This window comes from Amycolatopsis sp. NPDC114504, assembly GCF_055633595.1.
In genome coordinates, this window is sequence record NZ_JBVKDU010000003.1 from 436,911 (window position 1) to 463,673 (window position 26,763).

Consider the following 26,763-nt stretch of genomic DNA (forward strand, 5'->3'; position numbering starts at 1 on the left):
TCACACGTATGTGAAGGTTCGAGCATAACGGCATGAGAAGCCCACTCCTCGCCCTCACCACCGCCGCGTTCGTCACCGTGCTCACCGAGGCGCTGCCCGCCGGCGTGCTGCCCGGCATGAGCGCGGGCCTCGGCGTCGGCGAGTCCGCGGCGGGCCAGGCCGTGACGGTCTACGCCCTCGGCACGGCCCTCACCGCGATCCCCCTCGCCGCGGCCACCGCGGCCTGGCCCCGCAAACGCTTGCTGCTGGCCGGGGTGGGCGGGTTCGCCGTCGCCAACACCGTGACGGCGCTGTCCGCCGACTACCCGCTCACCATGGTCGCGCGGTTCGTCGCCGGGGTGGCCGCGGGCGTCGTCTGGGCGCTGCTGGCCGGGTACGCGCGCCGGCTCGCGCCGCCGGACAACCAGGGCCGGGCCATCGCGGTCGTGATGGCCGGCATCCCGCTCGCGCTTTCGCTGGGCATCCCGGCCGGGACGTTCCTCGGCGGCCTGTTCGGCTGGCGCTCGGCGTTCGGCGTCATGTCGGCGATCGCCGTCGTGCTGCTCGGCTGGATCGCCGCGCGGGTCCCGGACCAGCCCGGACAGGCCGGCGGCCGGGTGCCGGTCCTGCGCACGCTCACCGTGCCGGGCGTCGCGCCCGTGCTGGCCGTGACGCTGGTGTTCGTGCTGGCCCACACCGTCCTCTACACCTACGTCGCCGCGTTCCTCGGCCACGCCGGGATGGGCGGCGCGGTGGACGTCGTCCTGCTGGTGTTCGGCGTCGCGTCGATGGCCGGGATCTGGGTCGTCGGCGCGCGCATCGACCGCGCGCTGCGCGTGCTCACCGTGCTCAGCACGATCCTCGTGGCGGTGGCGGCGACGCTCCTGGCGACCGCGGCGGGCAGCCCGGCGCTGGTCTACGCCGCCGTCGCGCTGTGGGGCCTCGGCTGGGGCGGCGTCCCCACCCTCCTGCAGACCGCCGCCGGGAACGCGGGCGGCGACGCAGCGGACAACGCCCAGGCCATGCTCGTCACGCTGTGGAACGCGGCGATGGCCGCGGGCGGCGTGCTCGGCGGCGTCCTGCTCGACGCCGCCGGGCCCGCGTCGTTCCCCTGGACGCTGCTCGTGCTCCTGGTCCCGGTGCTGGCCGTGGTGCTCGGCGCCCGGCGGCACGGGTTCCCGGTGGCGTCCTGAGTGGACGAAGGGCCCGGGCGGGTTCGCGCCCGGGCCCTCCAGTTCGTGGTCAGCAGCGGCCGGCGATGGCCCGCAGCAGTTCCGCGTTCGCGGTGTCGCCCGACAGCTCCCAGGCGAACACGCCGCCCAGCCCCTGCGACTTCGCGTAGCCGGCCTTGGCCGACGCCGTCTCGGGCGTGTCGTAGCTCCACCACTGCGAGCCGCACTTCGCGTACGCCGTACCGGCGATCTTGCCGTTGGCCGGGCACGTCGTCTTCAGCACCTTGTAGTTCTCGACGCCGTCCTCGCCGGTCGTGGTGCCCGTCGCGGGTCCGGTGGCGGTGCCGCCGGGCTGCTTCTGCGTGACGCCGTCCCAGCCGCGGCCGTAGAACCCGAGGCCCAGCAACATCTTCGACGACGGCACGCCCTGGTGGCGCAGCTTCTGGATGGCCGCGTCGGCGTAGAACCCGGCGGTCGGGATGCCCGGGTAGGACCGCAGCGGCGAGTGCGGCGCGGTGGGCCCGGTCGGCTGGCCGCCCGCGACGAAGTAGTCGTAGGTCATCACGTTGTACCAGTCGAGGTAGCGGCTCGCCCCGGCGTAGTCGGTGGCGTCGATCTTGCCGTTCTTCGAGCCGTCCGCGGTGATCGCGGCGGTGACGAGCTGCTTGTGCCCGAACTTGTCGCGCAGGGCCTTGACCAGGGCCGTGAACGCCTTCGGCCCGCTGGCGTCGCAGGTGTTGCCGCAGGCGTTCGGGTACTCCCAGTCGATGTCTATGCCGTCGAAGACGCCGGCCCAGCGCGGGTCGTTGACGAGGTTGTAGCAGGACTCGGCGAACGCGGCCGGGTTCTTCGCCGCCTCGGTGAAGCCGGCCGACCAGGTCCAGCCGCCGAAGGACCACAGCACCTTCAGCTTCGGGTTCAGCTTCTTGAGCTGGAGGATCTGGTTGAAGCTGCCGTGCAGCGCGCCGGGCTCGGTGCTGTCGGCCTGGCCGTTGACGCTCATGGTGGCGTCGTAGGGCATGTCGTGGTCGGCCCACGGGTCGCCGACGGCGCAGCCGCCGCCCGTCACGTTGCCGAACGCGTAGTTGATGTGGGTCAGCTTCGCGGCCGAACCGGACGTCTCGATGTCCTTGACGTGGTAGTTGCGGGCGTAGACGTCCCAGTCGGCGAAGTAGGCCATCACCTTGCCCTGGGACTGTCCACTCCGGTCCGGCCCGGCCTCGGCGGCGGGCGGTGCGACAAGGGAGGCGCCGGCCAACGCCAGCGCGGCGACGGCAATGCGTTTTCTCATGCGAAGCAAGGAACTCTCCTTCGGCGAGCCGGCCGGTCGGACGCGGTGAGGCTAACAGGTCCAGACCACTGTGAACCAGGGTCAATCGTTGTGGTCAAAGGGTTTCTCGGTACCCCCGGAGCCGGGTGCGGATTCACGCGTGGGAGGATCAGCCGATGACCGAGTTCGGCTGCGCGCGCTGCTCCGGCGAAGACGCCCTGACCGCGCTGGCTTTCTGCACGACCCGCCTGCGTGAGACCCACCGCCTGGTCGAACAGTCGCATTTCGGCATCTCGCTACGCGTGTGCCCGGAATGCGGCCAGGCGTTCGCCGCGATCTTCACGGAGTTCGTCGACTGGACCGGCGGCGAGGACGCGCAGTACTTCGACTTCGTCCCGCTCACCCCCGCCGAGGTGACATCGTTGGCGGCGCAGGGATCCCGCGTCGACCTGGTGCGCCTGGGCGCGCTCGGCAGCGTCCGGCGGCGACTCTCGTCGAGCTGGCCCACCGGCAAGGAGAAACGCATCGCCTGGCGGACGGACACCCTTTCGGTGCGCGAAGGCTACTGAGCCAGACGGAGGATCGCGGCGGCCGAACGGTCGACGTCGGCTTCCGTCGTCGTCCAGTTGGACACCGAAATCCGTAGGTACCGGCGGCCACGCCAGGTGGTTCCGCCGAGCCAGCAGGTGCCGTCGCGCTGAATCCGGTCGATGATCGCGTCGGTCCGGGCGTCGTCGCCGAAGGAAACCAGGACCTGGTTGAGGACGACGTCGTTGGCGATCTCGGCACCCCCGTCGGCGAGGGCGCGCGCGAAGCGGCGGGCGAGGCGGCAGCAGCGGTCGACGAGCTCGGCGACGCCGTCGCGGCCCAGTTCCCGCAGCGCCGCCCAGACCGCGAAGCCGCGGGCGCGGCGCGACGACTCCAGCGTGAGGTCGCCCATGCCGGACACCTCGCCGGCGCCGGTCAAGTAGGCGGCGCGGTAGGCGATGGCCCCGGCGTGGACCTCGGGGCGCGCGCAGAAGACGAACCCGGAGTCGTAGGGGACGTTGAGCCATTTGTGCCCGTCGCAGGCCCAGGAGTCGGCCAGCTCGACGCCGTCGAGGAGCGCTTTCGTGGCGGGGTTGGCGGCGGCCCAGAGGCCGAAGGCGCCGTCGACGTGGATCCAGGCGTTCTTCGCGACGGCGCGGACGGCCCGGATGTCGTCGCAGGCGCCGGTGTTCACGTTGCCCGCTTGCAGGCAGACGATCGTCGGGCCGTCTTGGACGCGCTTCGCGAGGTCATCGACATCGATGGCGCCTTGCGGGCCGGCCCCGACGGGCTCGACGGCCCGGGTACCGAAGCCGAGCAGGCGCAGGGCGCGATCGACGGTGGCATGCCGCTCCTCGCTCGCGAGGACGCGAACGCGCGGAGCACCGGCGAGCCCGTCGCGCTCGACGTCCCAGCCGGCCTCGGCGAGAACGTGGTGCCGCGCGGCGGCGAGCCCGACGGTGTTCGCGGCCTGCCCACCGGTGACGAAGCCGGCGGAGGCGGTGGCGGGGATGCCGAGCAGCTCCTTCAGCCAGCTCCCGGCGGCCGCTTCGGCAGCGGCCGCGGCGGGCGAGAGGACGGCGTTGAAGCCGTTCTGGTCCCAGCCGGTGGCGAGGACGTCGGCCGCGGTGGCGGCGGGGAGAGCACCGCCGACGACGAAGCCGAAGAACCGCGGCCCGGCGGTGGCGACGAGCCCGGGTTCGGCGGCTCGCGCGAGTTCTTCCAGGACGGCGGCGGGTGGGGTGGGGGTGTCGCGGAGCTGCCCGAAGCCGGCGCGCAGGGCGGCGGGGTCGACTTCCCGGGCGACCGGCCGGTCGGCGAGGGAGGCCCGGTGGTCGGCGGCCAGCTCGGCGGCGCGGGCCAGGAGGTCACGCAGTTCGTCCACGGGGTGACTTTAGGCCTGGTCGGGCGGGATGGGCTGCCTTCGGGTGGGCCGCGCGGCGGTTCTCCCTCGCCAGCTCCACCGTCGTCGCGATCCTTCGCTGCCTCGTCTCCGGGCGCTTGGCCTTCGCGATCCACTCCAGAATCAACCTCCGCGAAGACGGCGGGAACGCGGCGAAGTGCCCCGCCGCGACCGCGTCGAAAGCCCCGGCCAGATCCGCCGGCACGACTCCGTCCTGAGCCTCGGCCAACACATCCCACGTCCCCGTCCGCCGAGCCGAGTCGACCACCGCCTGCCCCGCCGGGGTCATCAAACCGGCGTCCGTCAACCTGACCACCCGCTCACGGTTGACCTTGCTCCACGTACTCCGCGGATTCCGCGGCGTGAAGCACAAATAAGTACTCAAAGCGTCGCGCTTCAACGCCTTGCTGTCGATCCAGCCGAAGCACAGCGCCTGCTCCATCGCCTCGTGGACCAGCACGCCCGGCTCCGGGCTCGCCGCCCGGCGGATCACCAGCCACACCGCCCGCTCCGGTGGGGCCGCCAGCCACTGCCGCCACTGCGCCACCGACGTGACCTTCAGCACCGCGATTCCGTCCAAAGTCTCCATGCCCACATCGTCGGGGGTGAAGTGTTCATCTTCTGAGCACTTTGACTCGGGAACAATCGGGCACCGCGCGGCGTAGCGTCCTGGTATGGAGACCCCGCTGCACACCGACCGGCTCGTGATCCGGGACTGGACGGTGGACGACGCCGAAGCCGCGTTCGACATCTACGGCGCGGAAGACGTGACGCACTGGCTCACCCCGGCCATGGAGCGCGTCGGTGATGTCGGCGCGATGCGTTCGGTGCTGCACGCCTGGCAGGAGACGCAGCCGAACCTGCCGCCGCCGCGGGGGCGGTGGGCCGTCGAACGCAAGGAAGACGGCGTGGTGATCGGCGGGCTCGGCATCCGGCTGCTGCCGCCGTTCGAAGAGGACCTCGAGCTGAGCTGGCAGCTCAGCCCCGGCGCCTGGGGCCACGGCTACGCGTCGGAGGCGGCGACCGCGCTGATCGAGTGGGCCTTCACCCAGGACACCGAAGAGCTGTTCGCCGTCGCGCGGCCGAACAACACGCGCGCGATCGCCGTCGCGAAGCGGCTCGGCATGCAGTGGGTCGGCGAGACGGAGAAGTACTACAACCTGCGGCTGCAGGTGTACCGGATCCGGCACACCGACCTCATCGGCTGACCGGCTCCAGCAGGAAGACGCGGATTTCGCGGTCGCCGGCGCGCACGGCGTAGCGGTCGTACGCCGGCCAGTACGACGCGACGGCGTCCCACATCTCCTGACGCTCGTCGCCGGTCAGGTGCCGACCGGTGACCTCGACGGTCCGGCCGCCGATCGCGACCGCCGCCTTCGGCTGGGCCAGCAGGTTCGCCGACCACGCCGGGTGCGCTTCGCCGCCCCAGTTGGAGCCGATGACGACGTACCCGCCGGCGCGCTCGACGTACAACAGGGGCACCTGCCGGGGTTCACCGCTGCGACGTCCGACGGTCGTGAGCAGCAACGTCCGCAGCCCGACGGCCGCACCGACGCCGACCCGGCCGCCGCTGATCCGCAGCAGCACCCGGTCGGCGGGCACGAGCGCCCGCCCGAGCACCGCGAACGCCTTGCTCTTGCCGAACCCCGCGAAGACACCCCGCAAACCAGCCACGGTCGAACCCTAGGTCACCACCCCGACGGCGCCGGCGGGGGCACGACCGGCGGCCGGTCGTCGCAGGTGATCGTGTTCGGCAGGAGCCACGGCGCGAGCCAGCCGCCGTCGTTGCCGCCCAGGTCCGTCAGCGCGAACTCCGACCCCGTCGGCGGGAAGTTGAACGACCCGCAGTTGTTGACACCCACCGCGCCGACGTTGCGCGCGTCGACGTTCCGGAACGACGCCGACCCGGCCGACCGCGCGCTCAGCACCGACGTCCCGGTGCCGTCGACGCGCAGGTCCGCGAACTTCAGCCCGGTGATCGTGTACTTGTCCTTCACCGGGAAGTCGCTGACCAGCATGATCGCGTTGTACGTGCTGTCCAGGAAGTGGTCGCCGGTCACCGAGACGTCCGCGGCGATGTCCTTCTCCAGCGCGTAGAACCAGATCGCGCCGAGGCCGATCTTCCAGTTCAGCTCGAACGTCCCCGCCCGCACGGTCGTGTTGTCCGCGATCCGCAGCGTCCCGCCGAAGGCCTCGGCGCCGAACCGCGAGCCCACCTGGATCGCGCTGCCTTCGCGGATCGGGTCGGCGACCAGGTTGCCCGAGACCGTGTTGTCGGCGCCGCCGTACAGCGCGATCCCGTTGGCCAGCACCGGCGTCTGGACCGTGTTGTGGTCGAGCGTGTTCCGCGCGTCCTGCGTCTTCTCCGACCACATGGCCAGTCCGTCGTCGCCGGTGTTGCGGACGAAGTTGTTCCGCACCAGGGAGTCCGTCACTCCCGTGTGGAAGTTCAGGCCGTCGGCGACCTGGTCGGCGATGACGTTGTTCGTGACGCGGGTGTCGCGCATCGGCCCGTCGAACCAGAGGCCGACCTTCGTGTGGTGGAGGTACAGGGAGTCCACAGTGGAGTCGCTGAGCGCGCCGCCGATCGCGTTGACCTGGTCGGTGTCGACGCGTTCCCGGACGTCGCCCTCGATCGCGAAGCCCGAGAGGTGGACGTTCGACGCGTGGTCGCCGTAGAAGCCGACGCCGGTGTGCACCGACCCGTCGGGCGCCGGGGTGCCGAGCGCCACCTCGTGGCCCTTGACGATCGTGTACCAGCTGCCGGCGCCTTCGATCGTGACGTCGTCGACGGCGATGTGCCGGTTGACCTGGTACGTCCCGGGCGGCAGGTACACCTTGAGGTGAGCGCGCCGCGCGAAGGAGATGGCGCGGTCGAGGGCGTCGGCCGAGTCGCGGCGGCCCGTCGGGTCGGCGCCGAAGAGCAGCGCGTTGGCCGCGAACGGAACCACCCGCGGCGGCGCGACCTGCTCGGAGTCGAGCAGGTCGACGACCGTCCACGCGGCCGCGCTCCCGGCCGGGACGGTGAGCCGGACCTTGTCCCCCGCCCGGTACGCACGGCCGAGCAGGAGCCGCTGTTCGTCGTAGAAGTGGCTGGGGCGGAACGGTTTCGCGATCACCGGCGCCGGGGTGGTCGCCGCGGGCACGCACGAGCACTCGGTGATCCACCAGTCCGGGTGCAGCAGATCCGCGTTCGGGTCGTTGGTGAACGGGTACTGGTTGTACAGCCAGGAGTACTGCGAGGTCAGCGTCATCCGCTGCCGGTGCGCGCCGTTCACGGTGACGTCCAGCGGCGCGGTGATCCCGCCCCCGCCGGGCGCGTCCGGGATGCTGTAGCGGACGGTGATCGCGTTCGCGGCGGCCGGCAGCGTGAACTCGACGTACTGCCCCGGCGTCACCTTGACCGCCCGGCGCCCGGACGCTTCGGACGGGAGCGTGTAGGCCGAGCGGTCCGGGCCGATCACGACGCCGTCGGTGCGCGCGTTCTCCGCTTCCTGCTCGAGGAAGCCGACGCTCGCGCCCCGCCCGGCGACGAGCGCGGGATCGAGCGCGGCGCGCGTCACGACCGGCCGGGCCGCGCCGGCCGACGCGGGTGCGGCCACCGAAAGCAGGGTGACGACCGCGACGAGCACGGTTCCGAAGGTGCGTCGCGTCATCGCGGACCTCGATTCTCGAGTGGAGTGCCGCGGAAGAGTAGGTCGCGGATTACTCGCCGCACAAGGTTTTGCTGGAACTTACTCGGTAATTGCACATAACAGTACGGAAGTTGCGCAATCGAACGTCTGGCACGTGGCCGAGCAGCGGGCCGCGATCACGGCGCTGGCCGAACGGCTCACCCCGGCGGCGAAGGTCCTCGACCTCGGCTCGGGGACCGGGCGCCCGGTCGGTCCGCGCGAGCGGCTTCACCGCCGAGGCCCTCGCGGACAAGCTCCGCGCGGCCGGCCTGGAGATCGTCCGCGAAGAGCAAGCGCTGTTCGTTCCCGATCACCCCGATGCCGGGCCCGAGCCGCACGTCTGCTTCACCGCGTGCAAGTCTTCGTGAGTCGATCGTGGCGTCAACCGCTCACCAGGCCGATCACTCGTTGGACATGAATTTTACTCAAGTTCGTACGTGTCCCGGGCCTCGGACCCGAGCTAAAGTGAGGAATGGGCATCGAAGCTCTGGCCAGGCCGGTACCTCGCGAACACCGCGAACTGGTCCGCGAAATGCTGACCAGGCTGCCCGAGTTCGCCGACCGCCTCGCCCGGCTGCTCAGCGAAGAAGACGAGTTCTACCGCCAGGTCGAACACGTCGCGCCCGGTGAGCTGCGGCAGGTCTGCCGGGCCAACCTCGAGCGCGCGCTGACCGCGCTGGTCGACGGCCGCGGCCTCGCCATCGACGCCGCCCGCAAGACCGGGCTCGTCCAGGCGCGCCAAGGCATCCCGCTGCCCGCGGTGCTGCGCGCCTTCCGCATCGGCGGCACCTTCGTCTACGAAGCGCTGCTCGAGCTCGCCGGTCCGGAGTTCCTCAACCCCACCCGGACGATCGAGATCAACTCCTACGTCTGGAAGGCGATCGACCTCTACTCCGACGCCCTGACCACGGCGTACGAGCAGGTCGCGGCCGAGCCGTCGCACGCCGACGCGCGACGGCTGGACGACCTGTTCCGCGGCCGGCTCACCACCCAGGCCGACATGGAGGCCGCCGCCCGGGACCTGGGCCTGCCGACCGCGGGCATGTTCGTCGTCGTGGTCACCGAGCGCGTCGAGCCCGACGAGCACGACACCGTCGAGGCGTTGCTGCGGGCCCGCCGCTGGCGCTCGGCCTGGCGACCCGGCGGCGAGGCGGGCCTGGTGGCGATCGACCGCATCGAGGACGTCCGGCGGCTGCGCGAAGTGCTCGGGTCACTGCCGGTGGCGGCCGGGATGAGCAGGCCGTTCAGCGGGTTCCCCGACGTCCCGGACGCGCTGCACCGGGCCCGGATCGCCCGCCGCTCGCTGCCGTCGGCGACCGCGGGCGTGGTGGTGTTCGGCGACTCGCCGGTGACGACGCTGGTCGCCGCCGCGCCGGGGATGGCCCGCGACGTCGTGCGGTCCGCGCTGGCCGGCGTGCTCGCGCTGCCCGGCGCGGAACGCAAGGTCATGCTCGACACGCTGCTCGCGTGGTTCGCCGGCCACGGCTCGGCGAAGGAGGCCGCGGACCGCCTGTTCGTGCACCCCAACACCGTCCGCTACCGGCTGCGGCGCGTGCAGGACCTGACCAAGCGCGACCTGACCGACCCCGTCGACATCGGCGAGCTGTACGTCGCCCTCGAATCGGTGCGACTGGACCCGGAGCCATCGTAGATCGACAGTTACCGATTGACTTTCGATAGATCAGCGGCGATAGTCGTCGCATGCTGACCGAAAGACGCGCGGTTGCCGCGCTCCGGGTGTTCCTCGTGGTGCTGTTCGGGGTCCTCCTCGTGTTCCAGACGCTCTCGCTGCCGGGCGGGATCGCCTACCAGACGAGCCAGAACCCGCACGACGCTCCGCTGCGCTGGCCGCTGACCGCCATCGCGGTGTTCCTCGTGCTGTGCGTCCAGGTGGTGCTGGTCGCGACCTGGAAGCTGCTGACGCTGGTCAAGAAGGACCGGATCTTCACGACCGCGTCGCTGAAGTGGGTCGACGCGATCGTCTGGGCCATCGGCGCCGCGTGGCTGGTCTTCGTCGGCATGCTGATCTTCGTCGGCTTCAACGCGGACGACCCGGGGATGCCGATGCTGCTGTTCCTGGTGACCGTCGGGATCACCGTGCTCGGCCTGCTGATGATCGTCATGCGCGCCCTCCTGCGGCAGGCGACCACCCTGCGCACCGACCTGGAATCGGTCATCTGATGGCGATCGTCGTGCGCATCGACGTCGAGCTGGCCAAGCACAAGATGAGCGTCGGGGAGTTCGCCGAGAAGGTCGGGCTCACCCCGGCCAACGTCGCCGTGCTGAAGAACGGCCGCGCCAAGGCCGTCCGGTTCAGCACGCTGGAAGCGATGTGCCGGGTGCTCGGCTGCCAGCCCGGCGACCTCCTGGAGTGGGTCGACGACTAGTGCTCGCCCCGGTGGCGGCGGGTGGCCTGGGCGGCCGCGGCGAACCCGTGGTCGAGCATCTCCTTCTCGTACTCCCCGACCGCGTCGAGCAGCGGTGCGCCCGAGAGCAGCCGGCCGGCGAGCAGGCCCGCGTCGTGCAGCGCCACCCCCGCGCTGATGCCGGCGGGCGGCATCGGGTGCGCCGCGTCGCCGGCGAGGGTCACCGGGCCCGGTGACCACGGCTCGGGCCGTTCGGCGGTGTGGACGCTCGACGGCACGACGTAGGCCGGGTCGCTCAGGCGGATCAGCGCGGTCAGCGCCGGGTGCCAGCCGGCGAGCGTCCGCGCCGCCAGGTCGATCAGCTCCCCGGCGCCCAGCCGGAAGAGGTCCGGGCCGAACGTGGCCGACGGGGCGCCCGCGGCCCACATGACGTAGTCCTGGCCCGGCGGGAAGCCGAACTCGGCCGGGTCGCGCCGGAAGCGCTGGGCGGCCAGGACGAGCCCGCGGCCGTCCACGCCGGTCACCCCGAGGAAGCCTTCGAGCGCCGCGTCCGGGGTCAGGTCGCGGGCCTCGCCGACCAGCGGCGTGCGGCCGTAGATCAGGCGGTGGTCGTCGACGGTCACCGGGAAGTCCGGCAGCAGCTGCCGCCGGATGCCGGAGCCGACGCCGTCGGCGGCGACCAGCAGGTCGCCGTCTTCGGTGGTGCCGTCGGCGAACCGGACTCGCACCCGGCCGTCGTCGAGCAGGGTGTAGCCGGCGAACTCCGTGCCAAAACGCGTGCAGCCGGCCAGGTCGCGCAGCATGATCCGGCGCAGCGTCAGCCGGTCGACCGTGAGCCCGCCGACGGTGGGCGGCAGCGGGATCTCGGTGAACGTCCCGAGCTCGGGGCCGGCCACCGTGACCCCGCGCCCGGTCCGGCAGGACGTCGCGGCGGCCTGCTCGTAGACCTCGGCGGGCAGCCACTCGCGCAGGGCCGCGTCGCCGTCGCCGCCGATGTGGATCCGGTAGCCCTGCGCGCGGGCGTCGATCGCGGCGTCGCGTTCGAAGAGCAGGACGTCGACGCCGTGCCGGCGCAGGCCGTGGGCCAGGCACGGGCCGGCCAGACCGGCCCCGCTGATGAGTACTCGCACGATTTACCCCCGAGGTAAGACGGTCTCAAGTGAGACCGTCTCGGATGCTAGCATTCTGGCCATGGAGGCTCAACCCGTCGACCCGAGCGCCATCGGGATGCTGCTCAACCGCGCGCACCGGCTGGCCCGCGCCCACGCCAACGACGCGGCGCGGCCGACCGGCATCGAGCTGCAGCACGCCGGAGTGCTGTCGGCGGTCCTGGCCGGCGGGCTCCGCAGCCAGCGCGAGCTCGGCGCGGCACTCGGGGTCGACAAGTCCACCCTGGTCCGCATCGTCGACGACCTGGAGCACCGCAACCTCCTGCGGCGCCAGCGATCGGCGACTGACCGCCGGGCGTACGAGATCGTGATCACGGAGGAGGGCAAGAGGCGGCTCGAGGAGGCGAACGAGCGCTTCAGCGAGGCGATGACGGGGTTGCTGGCGGGGTTCGACGACGCCGACCGGCGACGACTGCACGAGCTGCTGAGCCGGTTCGTGGCACAGGAGTCGTGAGTGAGAAACAGTGTTCTAACCCGGTTTCTCACTCACGACCAGCCGCGGCAGACCGGCTAGGCCGCGTCCGCCTCCACCAGTCTCGCCAGTTCCAGCAGCGTGCCCTCGAAGCCGGGGCCCGCGCTGAGTGCCACCGTCAGCGGGCCTCCGCGCCGGCCCGTCCCCACCGGGAGGGTCACCGCCGGCTCCGTCCACTGGGGACGGTCCACACCGGCCGAGACGACCACGTCCGGGCGGGTCGCCGGGCGTCGGCGGCCTCCCGCGTCGAGGTCGAGCACCACGTTGCCGTGCAGGGAAAGCAGGGCCGCGACGTCGGCCACCGCGTCACGGAGCTCGCGGTCGGCGATCGAGTCCGAATGCGCGCCGATCGCCGCTCGCGACGGCTCGCCGCCGAGTCTCGGTACGATCACGGCGAGGTCGCCCGGGGTGCAGGCGAGCACGCGGATGCCGGGTACGCCGGCCAGGGGGTCGGTCAGCGTGATTCCCGCGCTCGCGGCCGCCGCCACGATCCGGGCCCGCCAGCGCGCGGTGGCCGCGATGGCGACCATCGAGGGGTCCTGGGGCAAAAGGAATTTCTCCTTTGCGGTACGGCGCGGCGGAGGGAGGATCGTCCGATGGTGGTCCCGTGCCCGTTGTGCCCGGGAACAAACATGTTTGGTCGCTTGGTCCGAACGGCGGCGTACATGCCACCTTCCGGTCGCACCGGGTGGCTGTGACCGCGGGTCACACTTTGACGCGCGGCGTGGCGCGGGCCACTATCCGCAGCACCTGATTACCGCCGGGTAATTTGCGTGTCGACGAAGACTACCCAGGAGGACCGTTGCGACGTGCTTTCGGCCTGATCTTGCTGGCACTGGGCGTTTTCGCGGTCGCCGGGGCGGTGCTCCTCCCCACGTACGTCTACCCCAAGCTCGCCAAGGTGCCGCTCGACCAGGACTCCACGTCGGTGCTCGAAGGCACCGCGAGCAAGGTCCTCGCCGTGACCGACGACGGCTCCGGCCCGGTGTCGAACATCCGCGAGAACGCCAAGCTGACCGCGGTGGCGCACGTCCAGGCGAACTTCGCCGCGCCGGAGATGCAGGCGGACACCGACTACGCGGTCTGGCTGCTGGCGGTGCAGGTCACCGACGACGCCGACAACACGGTGCTCAGCGCGAGCAAGCGGCAGGTCTGCTTCGACCGGCGCACCGGTGAGGGCTACGAGCCGCGCGGCGCGGCGAACCCGCAGTGCGACGCCGCCAGCAGCTACGTCACCGAGCTGAAGGACAAGGCCGACAAGGACGGCCAGAAGCCGCCCGAGACGAACGTCGAGAAGGCGCAGCCCGGTCTGAACTTCAAGTTCCCCTTCGGCACCGAACAGCAGGACTACAAGGTCTACGACGACAACACCGGCGCGGCCGTCACCGCCCGCTACACCGGCACCGAGACGGTGAACGGGATCGAGACCTACAAGTTCGTCCAGGACATCCCCGACACGAAGCTCGACTCGAAGAAGGTGCCCGGCTCGCTGGTCGGCTCCGACCAGGCCACTGTGGACGCCGACCTCTACTACCGCGGCGTCAACACGATGTGGGTCGAGCCGGTCACCGGGATCCAGGTCAAGCAGCAGCAACAGCAGCACCAGGAGCTGCGCGTCGGCACCAGCGGCAGCTCGACGGTCGTGTTCGACGGGACGCTCGCCTACAACGGCAAGACCATCGCGCAGATGGTCGACCAGGTGAACGCGAACAAGGGCAAGCTGGAGTTCCTGTCGAGCACCGGCCCGCTCTGGCTCGGCATCGGCGGCGGCGTGCTGATCATCGTCGCGATCATCCTGCTGGCCCGCCGCCGCCCGCCGGAGCCCCCGACGTCGCACCGGCGGCGTCAGGTGGCTTACGCCGGCAGCTAGCGCTTCCGCATCACCAGGACCAGATTCCAAGACGCGATTTCGCGAAGGCCGGGAATCCGCACGATCCACATCGCCCAGCTCGGGTGATACCGCGGATACCCGGCCATGAAATCGGCCAGCGGCGTCGTCTTCGCCCAGTGGAGCGCGCCGCCGACCGAGACCGGGAACAGGCTTTCACCGAATTTGTTCTTCGGCTGCTTCCCCAGTTTCCGGGAATACCGCTGCCGGGCGTAGTGACCGCCGAAGAAATGCCACGGCGCGGTCTCGTGACCGCCCCACGGCGAGTACCACGGTGTGAACGACGCGAAGACCGTGCCGCCGGGCTTGGTCACCCGGCACATCTCGTCGAGCATCACCCACGGCTCGCTGACGTGCTCGAGCACGTTCGACGAGTAGCAGACGTCGACGGAACCGCTGCGCACGGGCAGTTCCGTGCCGCTGGCGCGGATCATGTTCTCGCCGGGCTCGCCGCGCGCGGACAGCTCGCCGACGTCCGGGTCGAGGCCGAGGTAGACCGCGCCGGCCGCGCGGAAGGCGTCGGAGAAATAGCCCGGTCCGCCGCCGACGTCGAGCACGGTACGGCCGGACAGCGGAGCGTGTGCCGCCAGTTGCCGGACCGAGTCGGCGGCCAGCGTCGAATAGAAGCCGTCCGGGTCGGTCTGCTCGGTCAGGAAGGTGCGGAAGAGCGTGACGGAACGACTCAGCGTGGCCCGATGAGGCCGGTCGAGAACCGGATTGCCTACCATTGAACCGTCGCTTTCCCGAATACGTTCCTCTACTGTGTACGCACCGGTAACCTAGCATCGTCGCTACAGTTTGGATAACCCGATGGAACGACCTCGAGTGCTCCTCGTCAACTGGCGCGACACCGGCCACCCCGAAGGCGGCGGGTCGGAGCGGTACGTCGAGCGGATGGCCGAAGGGCTCGCGAGAGCCGGGTACCGGGTCGAAATCCAGTGCGCCACGTACGAGGGCGCGACCGACGGCGAATGGCGTGACGGCGTCCGCTACCGCCGCCGCGGCAACAAGTTCGGCGTGTACGCGCACGCGCTGCGCGCCATCCGCCGGGCCCGCGCCGACCTGGTGGTCGACGTGCAGAACGGCATGCCGTTCTTCGCGAGGCTGGTGGCCGGCTGTCCCGTGCTGGTGCTCGTGCACCACGTCCACAAGGAACAGTGGATCAGCGCGCTCGGCGAGACGCTGGGCCGGGTCGGCTGGTGGATCGAGTCGCGGCTGGCGCCGTGGCTGTTCCGGAAGTGCCGGTACGCCACGGTTTCCGAGGTCACCAAGACGGAGCTGGCGGGCCTCGGGATCGAGGGTTCGCGGGTGACCGTGGTGCCGAACGGCCTGGACACGCCGCCGGTGTGCACGTCCGAACGGGACGCTTCGCCGACGCTGGTCGCGGTGAGCAGGCTGGTGCCGCACAAGCGGATCGAGCACGCCATCGACGTCGTCGCGCAGCTCGCGCGGCGCTGGCCCTCGCTGAAGCTCGAGGTGGTGGGCCAGGGGCCGTGGGACGAGGTGCTGCGCGAGCACGCGGCTTCGCGCGGGGTGGCGGACCGCGTGGTCCTGCACGGCTGGGTCGACGAGCAGGCCAAGCACGAGATCCTCGCGCGGTCGTGGCTGCACCTGTGCCCGTCGGTCAAGGAAGGCTGGGGCATCGTCATCATGGAGGCCGCGGCACACGGCGTGCCGTCGGTGGCCTACCGCGCGGCGGGCGGCGTGGCCGAGTCCATCGTGGAGGGTCGCACCGGCCTGCTGGCCGAGGACTTCGACGACTTCACCGCCCAGGTCGACGGCCTCCTCGCCGACGGCTTGCGACGGGCGGAGATGGGCCTGGCCGGGGCCGAGCGGGCCGGGCGGTTCAGCTGGGACGTGAGCGTCGGGCAGTTCGAGTCGCTGGTCCAGGACGTCTCCGGGCTCCCGGCGCCCCGGCGGCGGGTCCTGAGTCAGGTGGCTCGCGGCCCGGCGCTGGCGTCCTGAACGGCGGCGCGGAACTCCTCCAACAGCCCGGACGCGGCAGGCGCGGCGAAGCGGCGGCGGGTCCTGGGTCAGGTGGGCGCGTCCTGGGTCAGGTGGCGCGCGGCCCGCTGGCTTCCTGAACAGCGCCGCGGAACTCCTCCAGCAGCCGAGCCGCCGCGGGCGCGTCGAAGTCGCGCCGGCGGGCCCGGACCGTCACTGTCGTCGTCCCGCCGGTGGTCGCCGCGCCGAATGCCACGCCTGAACGTCCGCTGGCCGCCGGGTAGAACGCCAGCGAGCGCACCGTGTCCCCCGTGGACACCACGCCCAGGTTGGACACCAGGAACGTCGAGCCGAGCCGGCTCGCCAGCAAGCGCGTGCCCAGCCGGGCGAGTCTGCTGCTGCGGGCCGGGAAGTCCGGCTCGGGCTCCTGTGCGCCGAGCACCGCGGCCACGTCCGCGCCGGGCTTGAGACGCAGCCGGAAGAACGCGCTGTCGTGCACCGGTTCCGGCGCCGCACCCGAACGCCACGACGCGCCCAGCGCGGCCACCACGCGGGCCGTGCGGGCGCCGTGCGCGCGGTTCCAGCTTTCGGTGGCGCGGGCGGCGGCCGCGACGAACCCCGCGGCCCCCAGGCGCAGCCGTGGCTCGTGCCGGGCGCAGAAGACGTCACCCGACGCCGGGGCCGCCCGGTCCGGCGTAATCCGGCCCGGGGGCGCGAAAAGCGCCTCAGCGAGCCGCTGGACGGCCGAAAGGGCAAAGGGTTTGCCGCCGGCGCGTTCGCCGATCCCCTTCGCCGCCGAGGAAACCGGGACGTCGAGGAGGACGCCGAGCAGCGAAAGCAGCCCCAAGCCGTCGAGGGCGCCGTGGTGTGCGGCGATGAGCAACGTGGATTCGCCGACCGCGACGCGCAGGAGCGGCGCGGTTCGTTCGTACGGCGCCGAAGCGAAGCGGTCGCGAGTGGCCGGCAGGTCGGTGGCCGGCTCGATTTCGGGCACGGCACCGAGATGCGGGTGCTGCTGGACGGCAGCCGCCAGCCGGGCGCGGAGCTTCTCCGGTTCGGGTGCGGCCGTGCCGAGGTCCGCTTCGAGGAGGATGCTCCAGGAAACGGTGGGGTCGCCGTAGAGCCCGACGACGCGGTGCGCGTGGTCGGAGGCGAGCCGGGTCACCGCGTCAGCGGTTCCCGTAGAGCTTGTTCGGGTGGTCGGCCGGGTTGTACTTCACCTGCGCGTTGAGCTTTTCCTGCACCTGGGCCGCGCTGTCCGGGTCGGCGCCCTGGGTGAGGGCGAACCCGGCTCCGGTCGCGAGACCGCCTCCGATGATGACGGCGGCGACCACGCCGATGATCGTGCCCACGTGTCACTCCTTCTGCGGCGGGGAACTCCTGCCGCGGCCCAATGTACGCATCGGTAACATGCGGCACAACAGTGCGACGCACAGCGACGCGAGCGCTACTCCGTTCGCCAGCAAGGCCGGCGCCCACGAGATCGCTTTCACCGCGGGCACACCCGGGGTCCGGTAGAGCGTCAGCCACTCACCCGACCACACCGGTGTCGCGTCGGCGAGCAACCGCGAGTCCACGTAGCCGGGAGTCCCGTGCTCGACGAGGATCCAGCCGATACCCGCGTCGGTGAGCTCACGGGCGGACGTCGCGGCCCGGACGTCGCCGATGCGCGGGTCCTCCCCGACGACGCGCTCCTGTCCCACTTGGAGCGTGTCGTCCATCAGCACGGGTTTCGGGAGGACGCGCGGCGCCGGGTCGAGCTGCGTGCGGTCGTCGTTCCAGGCGAACCCGCGGAACGCCGAAAGCGGCAGCGTCAGGACGTCGCCGGGGCGGTCACCGAGCACTTCGGACACCGCCTGCCAGTCGGCCGGGTACTGCGCGGTGCCGAGCCGTCCCCAGCCGCCCCAAGCCAGGTCCGGCATGGTGAGCAGGGGGAAGACGGCCGCCGCCGTCACCAGCGCGACGCGTCCCCGCTCGGTTTTCAGCTTGGCCGCGGCGACTTCGATGGCCAGCGCGAAGCCCAGCGCGAGCGGCAACGCCCACCAGGCGACCCATTTCTGGGCGTCACGCAGGAGTCCGGCGCCGGGCACGTGCCGGGTGGCCGCGGACAGCAGCGCGTCGCCGCCCGGCAGCGTCGCCAGTGACGCCAGGAGCACGCCCGCGACGCCGAGGCCGAACAGCGAGCGGGCCGGCGCCTTCCCCCACCGCTGCGTGAGCGGGCGGAGGCCGGCCACCGCGATGGCGACGACGATCAGCGTCAGCACCGGGATGAGCGGCATGGACCGGCTGCCGGGCACCGTTTCGGCGTTCCAGATACCGCCCAGGCCGAGCACGCTGAGCAGTGCGGGTCCCCAGCTTTCGGGACGGGCGCTGAACGCCGTCACACCGGCCGGGTCGGAGAACGTGCCGCCGGCGTCGAGGAACGTCGGGACCAGCCACGGCAGGTTGAGCACGATGGCGATCGCGACGGTCTGCCAGAGGCGGCGGGACCCGGCGGCGACGGCCATGACGACGGCGGCGAGCACCCCGCCCGGCGGCGTCAGCACCGCCGGGGCGCACGCGAGCACCAGCCTCGGCAGGGCGTTCGGCTCGTGCTTCCGCGCGGCGAGCCCGGCACGCACGATCCAGGGCAGGCAGGCGTAGGTGAGCAGCAGCGGCCAGTGCCCGATGAACAGCCGCTCCGCGACGTACGGCGTCCACGCGTACGCGGTCGCGGCGACGAGCCGCGTGCCCAGGTGCTCGGTCGGGACCAGCCGGCCGGCGCCTTGGGCGGCGGCGAAGATGGCCAGGAGCAGGACGATCTTCTGGACGATGTCGCCGGGCAGCACGGTGGTCGCCAGCGCGACGGCGGCGTCGGCCGGGACGGACCGCGGCAGCGTGCCGCCGATCCCGAAGGCGTCCGGCACGAAGTACTGCCGGGGCGCGAACACCATGTCGTAGGAGAGGACGAACCCGCGGCCGAGCAGCGGCGCGCAGACGGCGAACGCCAGCAGGACGGACACGACGGGCAGCGCGAACCGCCTGCTCGGTGCGTCCACTGCCCTTCCTTTCCGCTGTCCGCGCGGTTATGGTCCCTGGAAATTACCCGCCGGTAACGGGAGCCCGACCTTGAGCCTAGACACCGAAGTGCCGGCCCGGACCGGTAACCGGGTCGCGGCGATCCTCGTCTCGCTCGCGCTCGCGGGCAACAACGCGGGCAGCTACGTGCTGAGCCTCGCGGCCGCGCGGATCCTCGCGCCCGGGGCGTTCGGGGAGCTGAGCTCGCTGCTGGCGGTGCTGGTGATCGGCGTCGTCCCGGCGATGGGGCTGCAGACGGTGGTGGCGCTGCGGGTCGCGCGCTCGCCGTCGCTCGCCCAGGGGTCGTTGTTCGCGCTGGGGCTGATGACGAGCGGGATCGTCGCGACGGCGGCGTTGACGCTCAGCCCGTTGCTGGTGCTCCTGCTGCACCTGGGTTCGCTGACGCCGGCGCTGCTGGTGACGGCCGCGCTCGGGCCGTTGACGCTGCTGGGGGTGTTCCACGGGCTGCTGCAGGGCGGCCACCGGTTCGCGCTGCTGGCCGGGCTGATCGCCCTGGAAGGTGCCGGCAAGGTCGGCGGGTCGCTGGCGGGGCTGCTGGTGACGGGCACTCCCACGGGGGCGCTGGCGGGGACGGCGCTCGGGTCGCTGGCGGTGGTCGTGGCGGGCTGGCAGGTCTGCGGCCGCCCGCGCCCCCGCTGGGCCGACCGCCACGGCGTCGAGGTGCTCCACACGGCGCAGGCGATGCTGGCGCTGGTGCTGCTGGTGAACCTGGACCTCGTGCTGGCGCGGCACACGCTGCCGTCGTCGTCCGCCGGGGAGTACGCGCTGGGGGCGATCGTCACGAAGATCGCGTACTGGCTGCCGCAGGCGGTGGGGGTCCTGGTGCTCCCCCGGTTCGCGGCTTCGGCCGGCCGTCGGCGGGTGCTGCCGGTGGCGTTGGCGGTGTGCGCGTCTTTGGACGCCGTCGTGCTGCTGGCTTCGCTGGTGCTGGGGCCGTCGCTGCTGTCGCTGATCGGCGGCGCGCGGTACGCGGGGAGCACGATGCCGGTGTGGCCGTTCGCGCTGGCCGGGTCGATGCTGGCGCTGGTCCAGATCCTGTTGTACGCGCGGCTGGCCGACGGGGACCGCCGGGTGGCGGTGCTGATGTGGGCGGCGGTGGGCGTGGAGGCGGTGCTGATCACGGCCTGGCTGCACGCCTCGGCGACCCAGGTGGTGACGGTGGCGGCCTGCTGCGCCGGCGGGCTGGCGGTGGCCGGCTTCGTGCTGGAGCTCCGCGCCCGCCGAGTAGCCGGTCGCCAAGAGGTCGTGAGTGAGAAACAGGGTTAGAACACTGTTTCTCACTCACGACCCGCGCTAGCCGGCCGGCTCGGTGGGGTTCTCCTTGCGGATGAACCAGTCCACGCACGTGGCCACCATCGCCGCCGCGGCCAGCAGCAGCGCCGCCTGCGTCACCGGGCCGTACGCCCACTCCTGACCGTGGCCGAGAACGCGCCCGGTCACCGAGACCACCGCCGCGACGACCATCCCGCCGAACGCCACGTACCGGGGTGCCCGCTCCCAGAACTGACGCGCCAGCAGGCACGCGATCAGCAGCACCACCGGCAGCATCCCGCCCAGCGCCACCAGCAGCACGATCAGCACCACCGGGACCAGAGCGCCGCCCGGCGCCACCGCGAACGGCCGTCGCCGGGCCGGCCAGAAGACGCCCACCAGCATCAGCAGAACCGCCAGCGCGCCGATCAGCAGCGACGTCCGGTACGACGAGTCCGGCGTGAACGCGAGTGACACCACGCCGCCCGCGCCGGCCGGGACGATCCAGGCCTGCTGCCAGCCGTCGACGCGGGTGCGGGTCAGCTCGCGGCCGTCCAAAGTGGCCACCCAGCCCGCGTTCGCGTTCTCCGGGACCGCCAGCACCGCTTCCGCGCCCGGCGCCACCTTCACCGACCGCGACGCCGCCTCCCACTTCTCCACCTGCACCGCGCGGTGCACGACCGGCGCCGCCTGGACCGACGGACGCAGCCACAGGTCCTGGACGACGAACGAGTCCGACCGGTCCGTCCGCAGCTCGTGCCCGCCGGACGGCAGGGAGATCCCGCCCTCCGAGTCGCGGCACATCGTCAGCGCCAGCGGCCGGTGCGCGGTGATGTCGGAGAGGGTCCCCTGGACCGACGTCCGGTAGTCGAGCCCGTCGAGGTGGATGTTCGGCCCCGACCCGCACGGCACCGTGAACGCCGGGTCCGGTCCGGGTAGCAGACCCTCGGAACCGGAGAGGGAGAGATTGCCGATCCCCACCACGGAACGAGCCGCCGGGTCGTCGTCGTCCCCCGGCAGCACGATCTGCAGCTGGTCGGTGTCCAGGGGCTCGAAGGACGCCGACCCGCTCGCGTCGAGCTGCACCGTGCGCGACGCCGACCGGCCGATCAGCTGCACCTGCCGCGGCGCGCGAGCCCCGCTCGACGGTGAAACTCCGATGTGCAGCCCCGAAATCTGCTTCGGGCCGGTCCAGCCGAGGGTGAGCGCCGGGCGTAGGTCGGTCGCGTCGGGACGCCACGTCGTGCCGGCGTCACCGTCCACCGCCGCGAACCCGCCCGCCGCCGGGTCGCCGGCCAGCTGTGACGTCGACGCCACCGTGACCCCCGGCAGCTGCACCGGGTTCTTGCCGCCGCCGGCCGGCAGCACCGAGCCGCCGACGAGGAACGTCTGCTCGGCCGGGGTGCTGAACAGCCGCCGGATGCCGTCGGGCTCTTCGCCGTCCCGCGCGGCGGAAGCGTCGCACCGCACGGCGTCACCGGACTGCAGGCACGCGTACCGCGGCTGGGCGCCACGCGTGAACGCGAACCCCGGTGCCGGCCCGGCGGGCAGGTCGGCCGGGACTTCCAGCGCGCGCTGCGGCTCGGTGCCCGGGATGGCGAGCTCCGCGATGCCGACGTTCCCGTCCTGCCGCCCGACCACCAGCGACAGCAGCGTGATCCGGACCTTGCGGGTGACGCCGGCGGCGACGGTGTAGCTGTGCGCCCCGGCACCGCGGATCACCTGCTGGTCGACCGAGCCGTTGTCGGTGGTGATCCGGATCCGGGTCGGCGGCCAGCCGACGCGCAGGTCGTCGACCATCTGCAGGTCCACCGCGTTCACCAGCCGCGGGGTGTCGAGCTCGACCTCGAGCCACTGGCCGACCGGCCCGGTGAACGACGACGAGTGCCACGCCGTGCGCGGGTCGCCGTCGATCGCCGCGAACGGCTGGTGCCCGGGGTCGGACCCGCCGAACGCGTCGGCGAACGACGCGGCCGTCGACGCCGTCACCGCGCGGATGCCCCGGTAGGCGGCGACGGTCTGGTGCTCCTCGCCCGGGAACGGCAAGACGTCACCGGCCGCTCGCTGCTGGCGGAACGCCTCGCCGGCGGTCAGGGTCTGGCTTAGGTTGTCGCGCACGCCGCCGACGTTCCGCTCGGCGCGGCGCAGGCCGTCGGTCACCAGCCGCGGTCCGCCGGGCGAACCGCCGTCGCCGGTCAGCACGGTCGGCGTCGCCGGGTCGAGCTGGCCGGAGTCGATCAGCGGCAGCAGGTTCTCCGGGCCACCGCTCACCGTCGGGACGTCCTTTGTGGACGTCGCTGTGGCGAGCGGCACCGCCTGCTCGACCTCGTAGATCTGGAGCGGCCCGAACTCCGCCGCCTTGCCGATGCCGGGCGAGCCGGCCAGCCCCGCGCGCAGCGTCGCGATCGGCGGCGCGGTGTTCCGTTCCCGGTCGATGTCGTTGCGCAGCAGCAGGAACCGGTAGCCGGACCGCGCGAGCAACGCGGCGAGCCCGGGGTCGCCACGGCCGTCGGCGAGCGCCGCGTCGACCGAGTCCATCAGCCGCGTGTTGCCCTCGGACCCCAGCGGCACCTGGTTGCGGACCGCCCACGGGCTCTTCGCGATCGCCTGCGCGGGCTCGTCGACCGTGCGGCCCCACTCGTACTCGCCGAACCCGGTGGCCGGCAGCAGCAGCGTCCGGGCGTTCGGATCGGCCTTGGCGACGTAGCCCATCGCGTCGTACCAGTAGCCGGGGACGTCGTCCCAGCCCGGCCCGGAGCGCAGGTTCAGCAGCCACGCGGGCGCCGCCATCACCAGCACCAGCAGCAGGCCCAGCGCGGGCCGCAGGAACCGGCGCGCGGACTTCACCCGGACCGGGCTCGCGATGCCGTGCACGAACGCCAGCATCAGCGGCAGCCGCAGCACCGGCTCGAACTTGTGCACGTTGCGCAGCGGCGCGAGCGGCCCGTCGAGCAGGTGCCGGACCTGCTCGGCGAGCGGGCTGTCGAGCGTGCCGACGTAGCCGATGGTCAGCAGCGTCAGGCCGGTGACGACGCCCAGCACCAGGAACCGGCGTTCCGGCAGGCCCCGGCGCGTCAGCCCGAGCAGGCCGACGCCGGCGACGAGCCCGGTCGCCAGCATCAGCACGGGGTTGTCGATCAGCGACCAGCCGCCCGGCCACCACGGCGTGCCCTGCACGACGTAGGCGACCCACTGGTTGGTCCCGCGCAGCACCTCGAACAGCGACATCGGCGCGGTCGTGTTCGTCGCGGACTCGATGTAGTCCAGGAACGGCAGGCTGTACTCGCCGAGCAGCAGCAGCGGCAGGATCCACCACAGCGTCGCGCCGACGACGAAGACGAACCACCACAGGACCAGCTCGACGTGGTGGCGCGTCCACTTGCGGGTGAGCAGCCACAGTCCCGGCAGGACGAGCGCCATCACGACCATCGCGCCGTTGACCCCGCCCATGCACAGCACGGCGACGGCCGACAGCCCGGCCGCCCGCCGCGGCGAGCCGATCGTCCCGGCCCGGACCAGCGGCACCAGCACCCACGGCAGCAGCACCGCGGGCAGCATCTCCGCGGACAGACCGCCGATTTCGGTCAGCATGCGCGGCGCGAGCGCGTACCCGAGCGCGCCGACCAGCCGCGTGCGCTCGGTGCCGAGCTTCATCGCCCGCGCCAGCAGCAGGGCGCCGCCGAACGCGGCCGAGAGCAGGACCGCGCCCCACAGCCGCTGCGCGATCCACGCCGGCACGCCGGCGGCCTGGCACAGCCCGAAGAACGGGCCCATCGGGAAGAGGTAGCCGTACGCCTGGTTCTGCAGCTCCCCCGCCGTGGCTTGGGGGTTCCACAGGTGCAGCGCGCGGCCGAGGAACGCGAGCGGGTCGACGGCGAGGTCGAGCTTCGTGTCGAAGGTCGTCTTCCCCGGCATCTGCAGGAACGACAGCGCGGTCAGCGCCAGCACGATCCACGTGCTGGGCCGGCGGAAGAACGCGGCCACCGAGAACTTCCGGGCACCCCCCGAGGGCGGGGCGTCGTCCCGGGACCGTTCGCGGGTGGCGGTTACCATCCGGTAGATACTAGGCGGAAACCTGGCTACGATGTGCCGACGATTTTCCGAGTCCCCGAACTCCTGGCAGGTGCGCCATCTCGTTCGAAGATGCCTGGGCTCTGGCCGAGCCGGTCAAGGGCTGGATGACGCGCGCGCAGGGCGAAGCGCTGTGGAACGCCGCGTGCCGGCTCGAAAAGGGTGACGTCATCCTGGAAATCGGCAGCCACCAGGGCAGATCCACGATCGTCCTCGGCGCGGCGGCCCGCACGGCCGGCGCCACGGTGATCGCCGTCGACCCCTTCGTGGACGGCAGGTTGTTCGGCGGATCGCCGACGCGGCAGCTGTTCGAGCGGAACATCCGCCAGGCCGGGCTGGACGACGTCGTCGAGCTCGTCGCCGGTTACAGCACGGAACTGCGGCCTCACTGGGACCGTCCCCTACAGCTGCTTTACATCGACGGCAAGCACGACTACTGGACCTACACCGACGACCTGCGCTGGTCGGACCACCTGCCACCGGGCGCGGAAATCCTGGTCCACGACTGTTTTTCCTCGATCGGCGTCACGCTCGGCACGATCGCGAAGGTCCTCTTCGGACGCCGGTACACCTTTGTGGACCGCGCGACGTCGCTGGCGCGGTTCAAGCTGAGCCCACCGTCCACGGCGGACCGCGTGCGCGTGCTGGCGCAGCTGCCGTGGTTCCTGCGCAACGTCGTCATCAAGGTGCTGCTGCGCCTGCGGTTGCGGCCGGTCGCCCGGCTGCTGGGCCACGACAGCCCGTACGACCCTTACTGAGCAACCGGTTTCCCGACCTCGATCTTCGCGACGCACACCGGTGCGCCCGGGCTCGACAGCCGCATCCCGATGTGGTCGAAGAGCCCGTCCACCGGCAGGTACAGCGAGTGCAGCCCGGCCTGGAACCACACCGGGGTCCCGTCCACCAAGCCTTCGCCGCCGTCGGAGGTGAAGTAGTCGATCTTCAGCAGGTGCCGGCCCAGCACCGGCGCGTCGAGCGGGACGCTCACCTGGGTCTCGCCGACCGTGTACCCGCAGTTCGGCACCGGTCCCGTTACCCCACGGGACTCCGCCGCCACCCCGGTGATCAGGTGCGGCGTGCCGGTGGCGTCGAGCAGGTGCATCCGGTTCGTCGGCTGGTCGAAGTGCGTGCCGGGGATCAGGCCGGCCACCCGCGACGCCTGCGAGTCCGCGCCGAACCACTCGTGGACCACATCGGACGGGACGAACGTGTCGAAGAAGACCAGATCGGGGTCCTCGGCGACGGCCGCCCGGACGTTCGCCAGGTACTGCGCGGAATGCTCGAACCGCAGCGCCGGGGCGAGCCGCCAAAACCCCACCGCGGAACTGGCGAGCAAAAGCACGCAGACGACTAGCGCGATCGGCCGTTCACGCTTTCCGCCGGACGGCGCAACTTCGCCCGGGGTCAGAAAAGCGAACGCTCCACAAAGGGCAGCCACGAACGCCAGCTCGGCCAGGTACCTCGGGTCGTCGCCGGCGGCCGGGCCGACTTCGCGCAACCGCGTCAACGCCAGCAGCCCGACGTCCACGGCGAGCAGCAGCCCGAGCAGCGCCCACGCCCGCCAGGCCCGGCGCCCGCCCACGCGCGCGCCGGCGATCATCAGCGCCAGTGCCGCGGCGAACAGCAGGACCACCACCGCGAACGGCGACGGCGCCCAGGTCGCGCCCGGTCCCGGCCCGGACCACGGCCCGCCGGCCAGCCCGGGCAGGAAGGTGTCGCCGAGCATCCGGCCGGTCAGGTCGGCGACGATCCCGGCGGTCATCGGCGTGCCGCCGGGAGCCACCTGGCTCGAGGTCAGCGCGAGGTAGCCCACGACGAACGCGACGAGCAGCCCCGTGTGTCCCGCCCAGTAGCGCCACCGCTCCCGGAAGGACTGTCCGAGCAGGACGGTCACCCCGGCCAGCAACAGCGGGACCACCACGGCCTTCTCGTAGAACGCGAGACCGAACAGCGTCCAGGCGAAGGTCCCGATCCACCACCGGCCGCCCTCGCGCAGGTAGCGGACGTGCCAGTACAGGGCCCCGACGGCCGCGAGCACCACCGGGACGATCTGGATGCCGTACGCCCACCACAACGTCGGGACCAACAGCAGCGTCGAAGCCGTGAACACGGTGAACGGCACCAGGATCGCCCAGCGGCGGCCGAAGCAGCGCACGAGCAGGCACCAGAACAGCACGGTCGCGACCGCCCGCATCAGCAGCACCGGCAGGATCATGAGCGGGAAGTTCAGCGGTGCCCACCACGTCAGCACCGCCACGACGAAGAACCCGCCCGGGGTCAGGTGCCCGTGGTAGTCCTGGAAGAGGTACCCGAGGTCGAACGGCCCGGCGACGGCGGCCCGGTAGGTCATGACGAAGTCGTCCTGCGCGAAGCTCCCGTGCAGCGCCGCCCAGGTGTGGAACGCCAACGGCACCACACCGGCGACGAACGCCGCCAGCACGACGGCGGACGGTCTTCGCGTCACCCGTGGCGCGGGCTTTTCGGTCAGCTCCAGCACGG

24 protein-coding genes are annotated in these 26,763 nt (G+C 72.0%); 11 read left to right on the top strand and 13 right to left on the bottom strand.

Translation table 11 applies throughout. The annotated features are described in order from the left end of the window. Window positions 1-32: 32 nt before the first annotated feature. Window positions 33-1,172 carry an MFS transporter gene (locus tag ACZ7PG_RS23435; protein WP_470241221.1) on the top strand — a complete coding sequence of 380 codons (1,140 nt, stop codon included), beginning with the start codon at window positions 33-35 and terminating at the stop codon, window positions 1,170-1,172. 49 nt (window positions 1,173-1,221) lie between these two features. Here ACZ7PG_RS23435 and ACZ7PG_RS23440 read toward each other — a convergent pair whose 3' ends face one another. Next, a complete protein-coding gene (locus tag ACZ7PG_RS23440; RefSeq protein WP_470241222.1) occupies window positions 1,222-2,442 on the bottom strand; it encodes a glycoside hydrolase family 18 protein in 1,221 nt (406 codons plus the stop codon). A 155-nt stretch (window positions 2,443-2,597) separates the two neighbouring features. Between ACZ7PG_RS23440 and ACZ7PG_RS23445 the strand changes: the two genes are divergently transcribed. After that, the gene (locus ACZ7PG_RS23445; RefSeq protein WP_470241223.1) at window positions 2,598-2,990 is read left to right on the top strand and encodes a hypothetical protein; all 393 of its coding nucleotides are present in this window, start codon (window positions 2,598-2,600) and stop codon (window positions 2,988-2,990) included. Here ACZ7PG_RS23445 and ACZ7PG_RS23450 read toward each other — a convergent pair. Both ACZ7PG_RS23450 and ACZ7PG_RS23455 read right to left on the bottom strand, forming a co-directional pair. Further along, window positions 2,984-4,324, bottom strand: coding sequence for a pyridoxal phosphate-dependent decarboxylase family protein (locus tag ACZ7PG_RS23450; RefSeq protein ID WP_470242387.1), 1,341 nt, complete (start codon window positions 4,322-4,324; stop codon window positions 2,984-2,986). The two genes, ACZ7PG_RS23445 and ACZ7PG_RS23450, sit on opposite strands and share 7 nt — an antisense overlap. Next, window positions 4,317-4,940, bottom strand: coding sequence for a YdeI/OmpD-associated family protein (locus tag ACZ7PG_RS23455; protein ID WP_470241224.1), 624 nt, complete (start codon window positions 4,938-4,940; stop codon window positions 4,317-4,319). Before ACZ7PG_RS23455 ends, ACZ7PG_RS23450 begins: the two co-directional genes overlap by 8 nt. A gap of 85 nt (window positions 4,941-5,025) precedes the next feature. On the opposite strand from ACZ7PG_RS23455, the gene ACZ7PG_RS23460 reads away from it, so the two are divergent. After that, the gene (locus ACZ7PG_RS23460) at window positions 5,026-5,559 is read left to right on the top strand and encodes a GNAT family N-acetyltransferase (protein WP_470241225.1); all 534 of its coding nucleotides are present in this window, start codon (window positions 5,026-5,028) and stop codon (window positions 5,557-5,559) included. Here ACZ7PG_RS23460 and ACZ7PG_RS23465 read toward each other — a convergent pair. Both ACZ7PG_RS23465 and ACZ7PG_RS23470 read right to left on the bottom strand, forming a co-directional pair. Next, window positions 5,549-6,016, bottom strand: a complete 468-nt coding sequence (locus ACZ7PG_RS23465; protein WP_470242388.1) for a nitroreductase family deazaflavin-dependent oxidoreductase — start codon at window positions 6,014-6,016, stop codon at window positions 5,549-5,551. The genes ACZ7PG_RS23460 and ACZ7PG_RS23465 overlap by 11 nt on opposite strands. Before the next feature lie 23 nt (window positions 6,017-6,039). Beyond that, window positions 6,040-8,007: a glycosyl hydrolase family 28-related protein gene (locus ACZ7PG_RS23470; protein WP_470241226.1), complete on the bottom strand. Its 1,968-nt coding sequence runs from the start codon at window positions 8,005-8,007 to the stop codon at window positions 6,040-6,042. Between the two features lie 490 nt (window positions 8,008-8,497). On the opposite strand from ACZ7PG_RS23470, the gene ACZ7PG_RS23475 reads away from it, so the two are divergent. Genes ACZ7PG_RS23475 through ACZ7PG_RS23485 form a run of 3 tightly spaced genes read left to right on the top strand, consistent with a single transcriptional unit; the run spans window position 8,498 to window position 10,412 of the window. Continuing rightward, window positions 8,498-9,676, top strand: coding sequence for a PucR family transcriptional regulator (locus tag ACZ7PG_RS23475; protein WP_470241227.1), 1,179 nt, complete (start codon window positions 8,498-8,500; stop codon window positions 9,674-9,676). A 50-nt stretch (window positions 9,677-9,726) separates the two neighbouring features. Beyond that, complete coding sequence (locus ACZ7PG_RS23480; RefSeq protein WP_470241228.1) at window positions 9,727-10,206, top strand: DUF2975 domain-containing protein; 480 nt, start codon at window positions 9,727-9,729, stop codon at window positions 10,204-10,206. Continuing rightward, a complete protein-coding gene (locus ACZ7PG_RS23485; RefSeq protein WP_470241229.1) occupies window positions 10,206-10,412 on the top strand; it encodes a helix-turn-helix domain-containing protein in 207 nt (68 codons plus the stop codon). The genes ACZ7PG_RS23480 and ACZ7PG_RS23485 overlap by 1 nt, the downstream gene beginning before the upstream one ends. On the opposite strand, the gene ACZ7PG_RS23490 is transcribed toward ACZ7PG_RS23485, so the two are convergent. Further along, the gene (locus tag ACZ7PG_RS23490; RefSeq protein WP_470241230.1) at window positions 10,409-11,521 is read right to left on the bottom strand and encodes an FAD-dependent oxidoreductase; all 1,113 of its coding nucleotides are present in this window, start codon (window positions 11,519-11,521) and stop codon (window positions 10,409-10,411) included. The two genes, ACZ7PG_RS23485 and ACZ7PG_RS23490, sit on opposite strands and share 4 nt — an antisense overlap. 61 nt (window positions 11,522-11,582) lie before the next feature. On the opposite strand from ACZ7PG_RS23490, the gene ACZ7PG_RS23495 reads away from it, so the two are divergent. After that, on the top strand, window positions 11,583-12,014 hold the full coding sequence (locus ACZ7PG_RS23495; protein WP_470241231.1) for a MarR family winged helix-turn-helix transcriptional regulator: 432 nt from the start codon (window positions 11,583-11,585) through the stop codon (window positions 12,012-12,014). A 56-nt stretch (window positions 12,015-12,070) separates the two neighbouring features. Here ACZ7PG_RS23495 and ACZ7PG_RS23500 read toward each other — a convergent pair whose 3' ends face one another. Further along, window positions 12,071-12,562, bottom strand: coding sequence for a hypothetical protein (locus ACZ7PG_RS23500; protein WP_470241232.1), 492 nt, complete (start codon window positions 12,560-12,562; stop codon window positions 12,071-12,073). A 272-nt stretch (window positions 12,563-12,834) separates the two neighbouring features. Between ACZ7PG_RS23500 and pgfA the strand changes: the two genes are divergently transcribed. Continuing rightward, entirely contained in the window at window positions 12,835-13,902 is a 1,068-nt protein-coding gene (gene pgfA, locus ACZ7PG_RS23505; protein ID WP_470241233.1) for a cell envelope lipid trafficking protein PgfA, read from the top strand. Here pgfA and ACZ7PG_RS23510 read toward each other — a convergent pair. Beyond that, window positions 13,899-14,648 (bottom strand): class I SAM-dependent methyltransferase, encoded by a 750-nt coding sequence (locus tag ACZ7PG_RS23510; protein ID WP_470241234.1) that lies wholly within the window; start codon window positions 14,646-14,648, stop codon window positions 13,899-13,901. The two genes, pgfA and ACZ7PG_RS23510, sit on opposite strands and share 4 nt — an antisense overlap. Before the next feature lie 97 nt (window positions 14,649-14,745). Here ACZ7PG_RS23510 and ACZ7PG_RS23515 point away from each other — a divergent pair, with 97 nt between their 5' ends. Beyond that, window positions 14,746-15,885: a glycosyltransferase family 4 protein gene (locus ACZ7PG_RS23515; protein WP_470242389.1), complete on the top strand. Its 1,140-nt coding sequence runs from the start codon at window positions 14,746-14,748 to the stop codon at window positions 15,883-15,885. An 88-nt stretch (window positions 15,886-15,973) separates the two neighbouring features. On the opposite strand, the gene ACZ7PG_RS23520 is transcribed toward ACZ7PG_RS23515, so the two are convergent. The 3 genes from ACZ7PG_RS23520 to ACZ7PG_RS23530 are packed head-to-tail and all read right to left on the bottom strand — an operon-like array spanning window position 15,974 to window position 18,902. Continuing rightward, on the bottom strand, window positions 15,974-17,029 hold the full coding sequence (locus ACZ7PG_RS23520; RefSeq protein WP_470241235.1) for a hypothetical protein: 1,056 nt from the start codon (window positions 17,027-17,029) through the stop codon (window positions 15,974-15,976). Between the two features lie 4 nt (window positions 17,030-17,033). Then, window positions 17,034-17,216 carry a hypothetical protein gene (locus ACZ7PG_RS23525; RefSeq protein ID WP_470241236.1) on the bottom strand — a complete coding sequence of 61 codons (183 nt, stop codon included), beginning with the start codon at window positions 17,214-17,216 and terminating at the stop codon, window positions 17,034-17,036. 3 nt (window positions 17,217-17,219) lie between these two features. Further along, entirely contained in the window at window positions 17,220-18,902 is a 1,683-nt protein-coding gene (locus ACZ7PG_RS23530; protein WP_470241237.1) for an MmpA family trehalose lipid delivery protein, read from the bottom strand. A gap of 70 nt (window positions 18,903-18,972) precedes the next feature. Between ACZ7PG_RS23530 and ACZ7PG_RS23535 the strand changes: the two genes are divergently transcribed. Then, window positions 18,973-20,208 (top strand): lipopolysaccharide biosynthesis protein, encoded by a 1,236-nt coding sequence (locus ACZ7PG_RS23535; protein WP_470241238.1) that lies wholly within the window; start codon window positions 18,973-18,975, stop codon window positions 20,206-20,208. 27 nt (window positions 20,209-20,235) lie between these two features. Here the strand turns inward: ACZ7PG_RS23535 and ACZ7PG_RS23540 are convergent, their stop codons facing one another. Beyond that, complete coding sequence (locus ACZ7PG_RS23540) at window positions 20,236-24,246, bottom strand: alpha-(1->3)-arabinofuranosyltransferase (protein WP_470241239.1); 4,011 nt, start codon at window positions 24,244-24,246, stop codon at window positions 20,236-20,238. Window positions 24,247-24,371: 125 nt separating this feature from the next. On the opposite strand from ACZ7PG_RS23540, the gene ACZ7PG_RS23545 reads away from it, so the two are divergent. Next, window positions 24,372-25,022, top strand: coding sequence for a class I SAM-dependent methyltransferase (locus ACZ7PG_RS23545; protein ID WP_470241240.1), 651 nt, complete (start codon window positions 24,372-24,374; stop codon window positions 25,020-25,022). Here ACZ7PG_RS23545 and ACZ7PG_RS23550 read toward each other — a convergent pair. Further along, window positions 25,016-26,761, bottom strand: coding sequence for a glycosyltransferase family protein (locus ACZ7PG_RS23550; RefSeq protein WP_470241241.1), 1,746 nt, complete (start codon window positions 26,759-26,761; stop codon window positions 25,016-25,018). The two genes, ACZ7PG_RS23545 and ACZ7PG_RS23550, sit on opposite strands and share 7 nt — an antisense overlap. Window positions 26,762-26,763 lie beyond the last annotated feature (2 nt).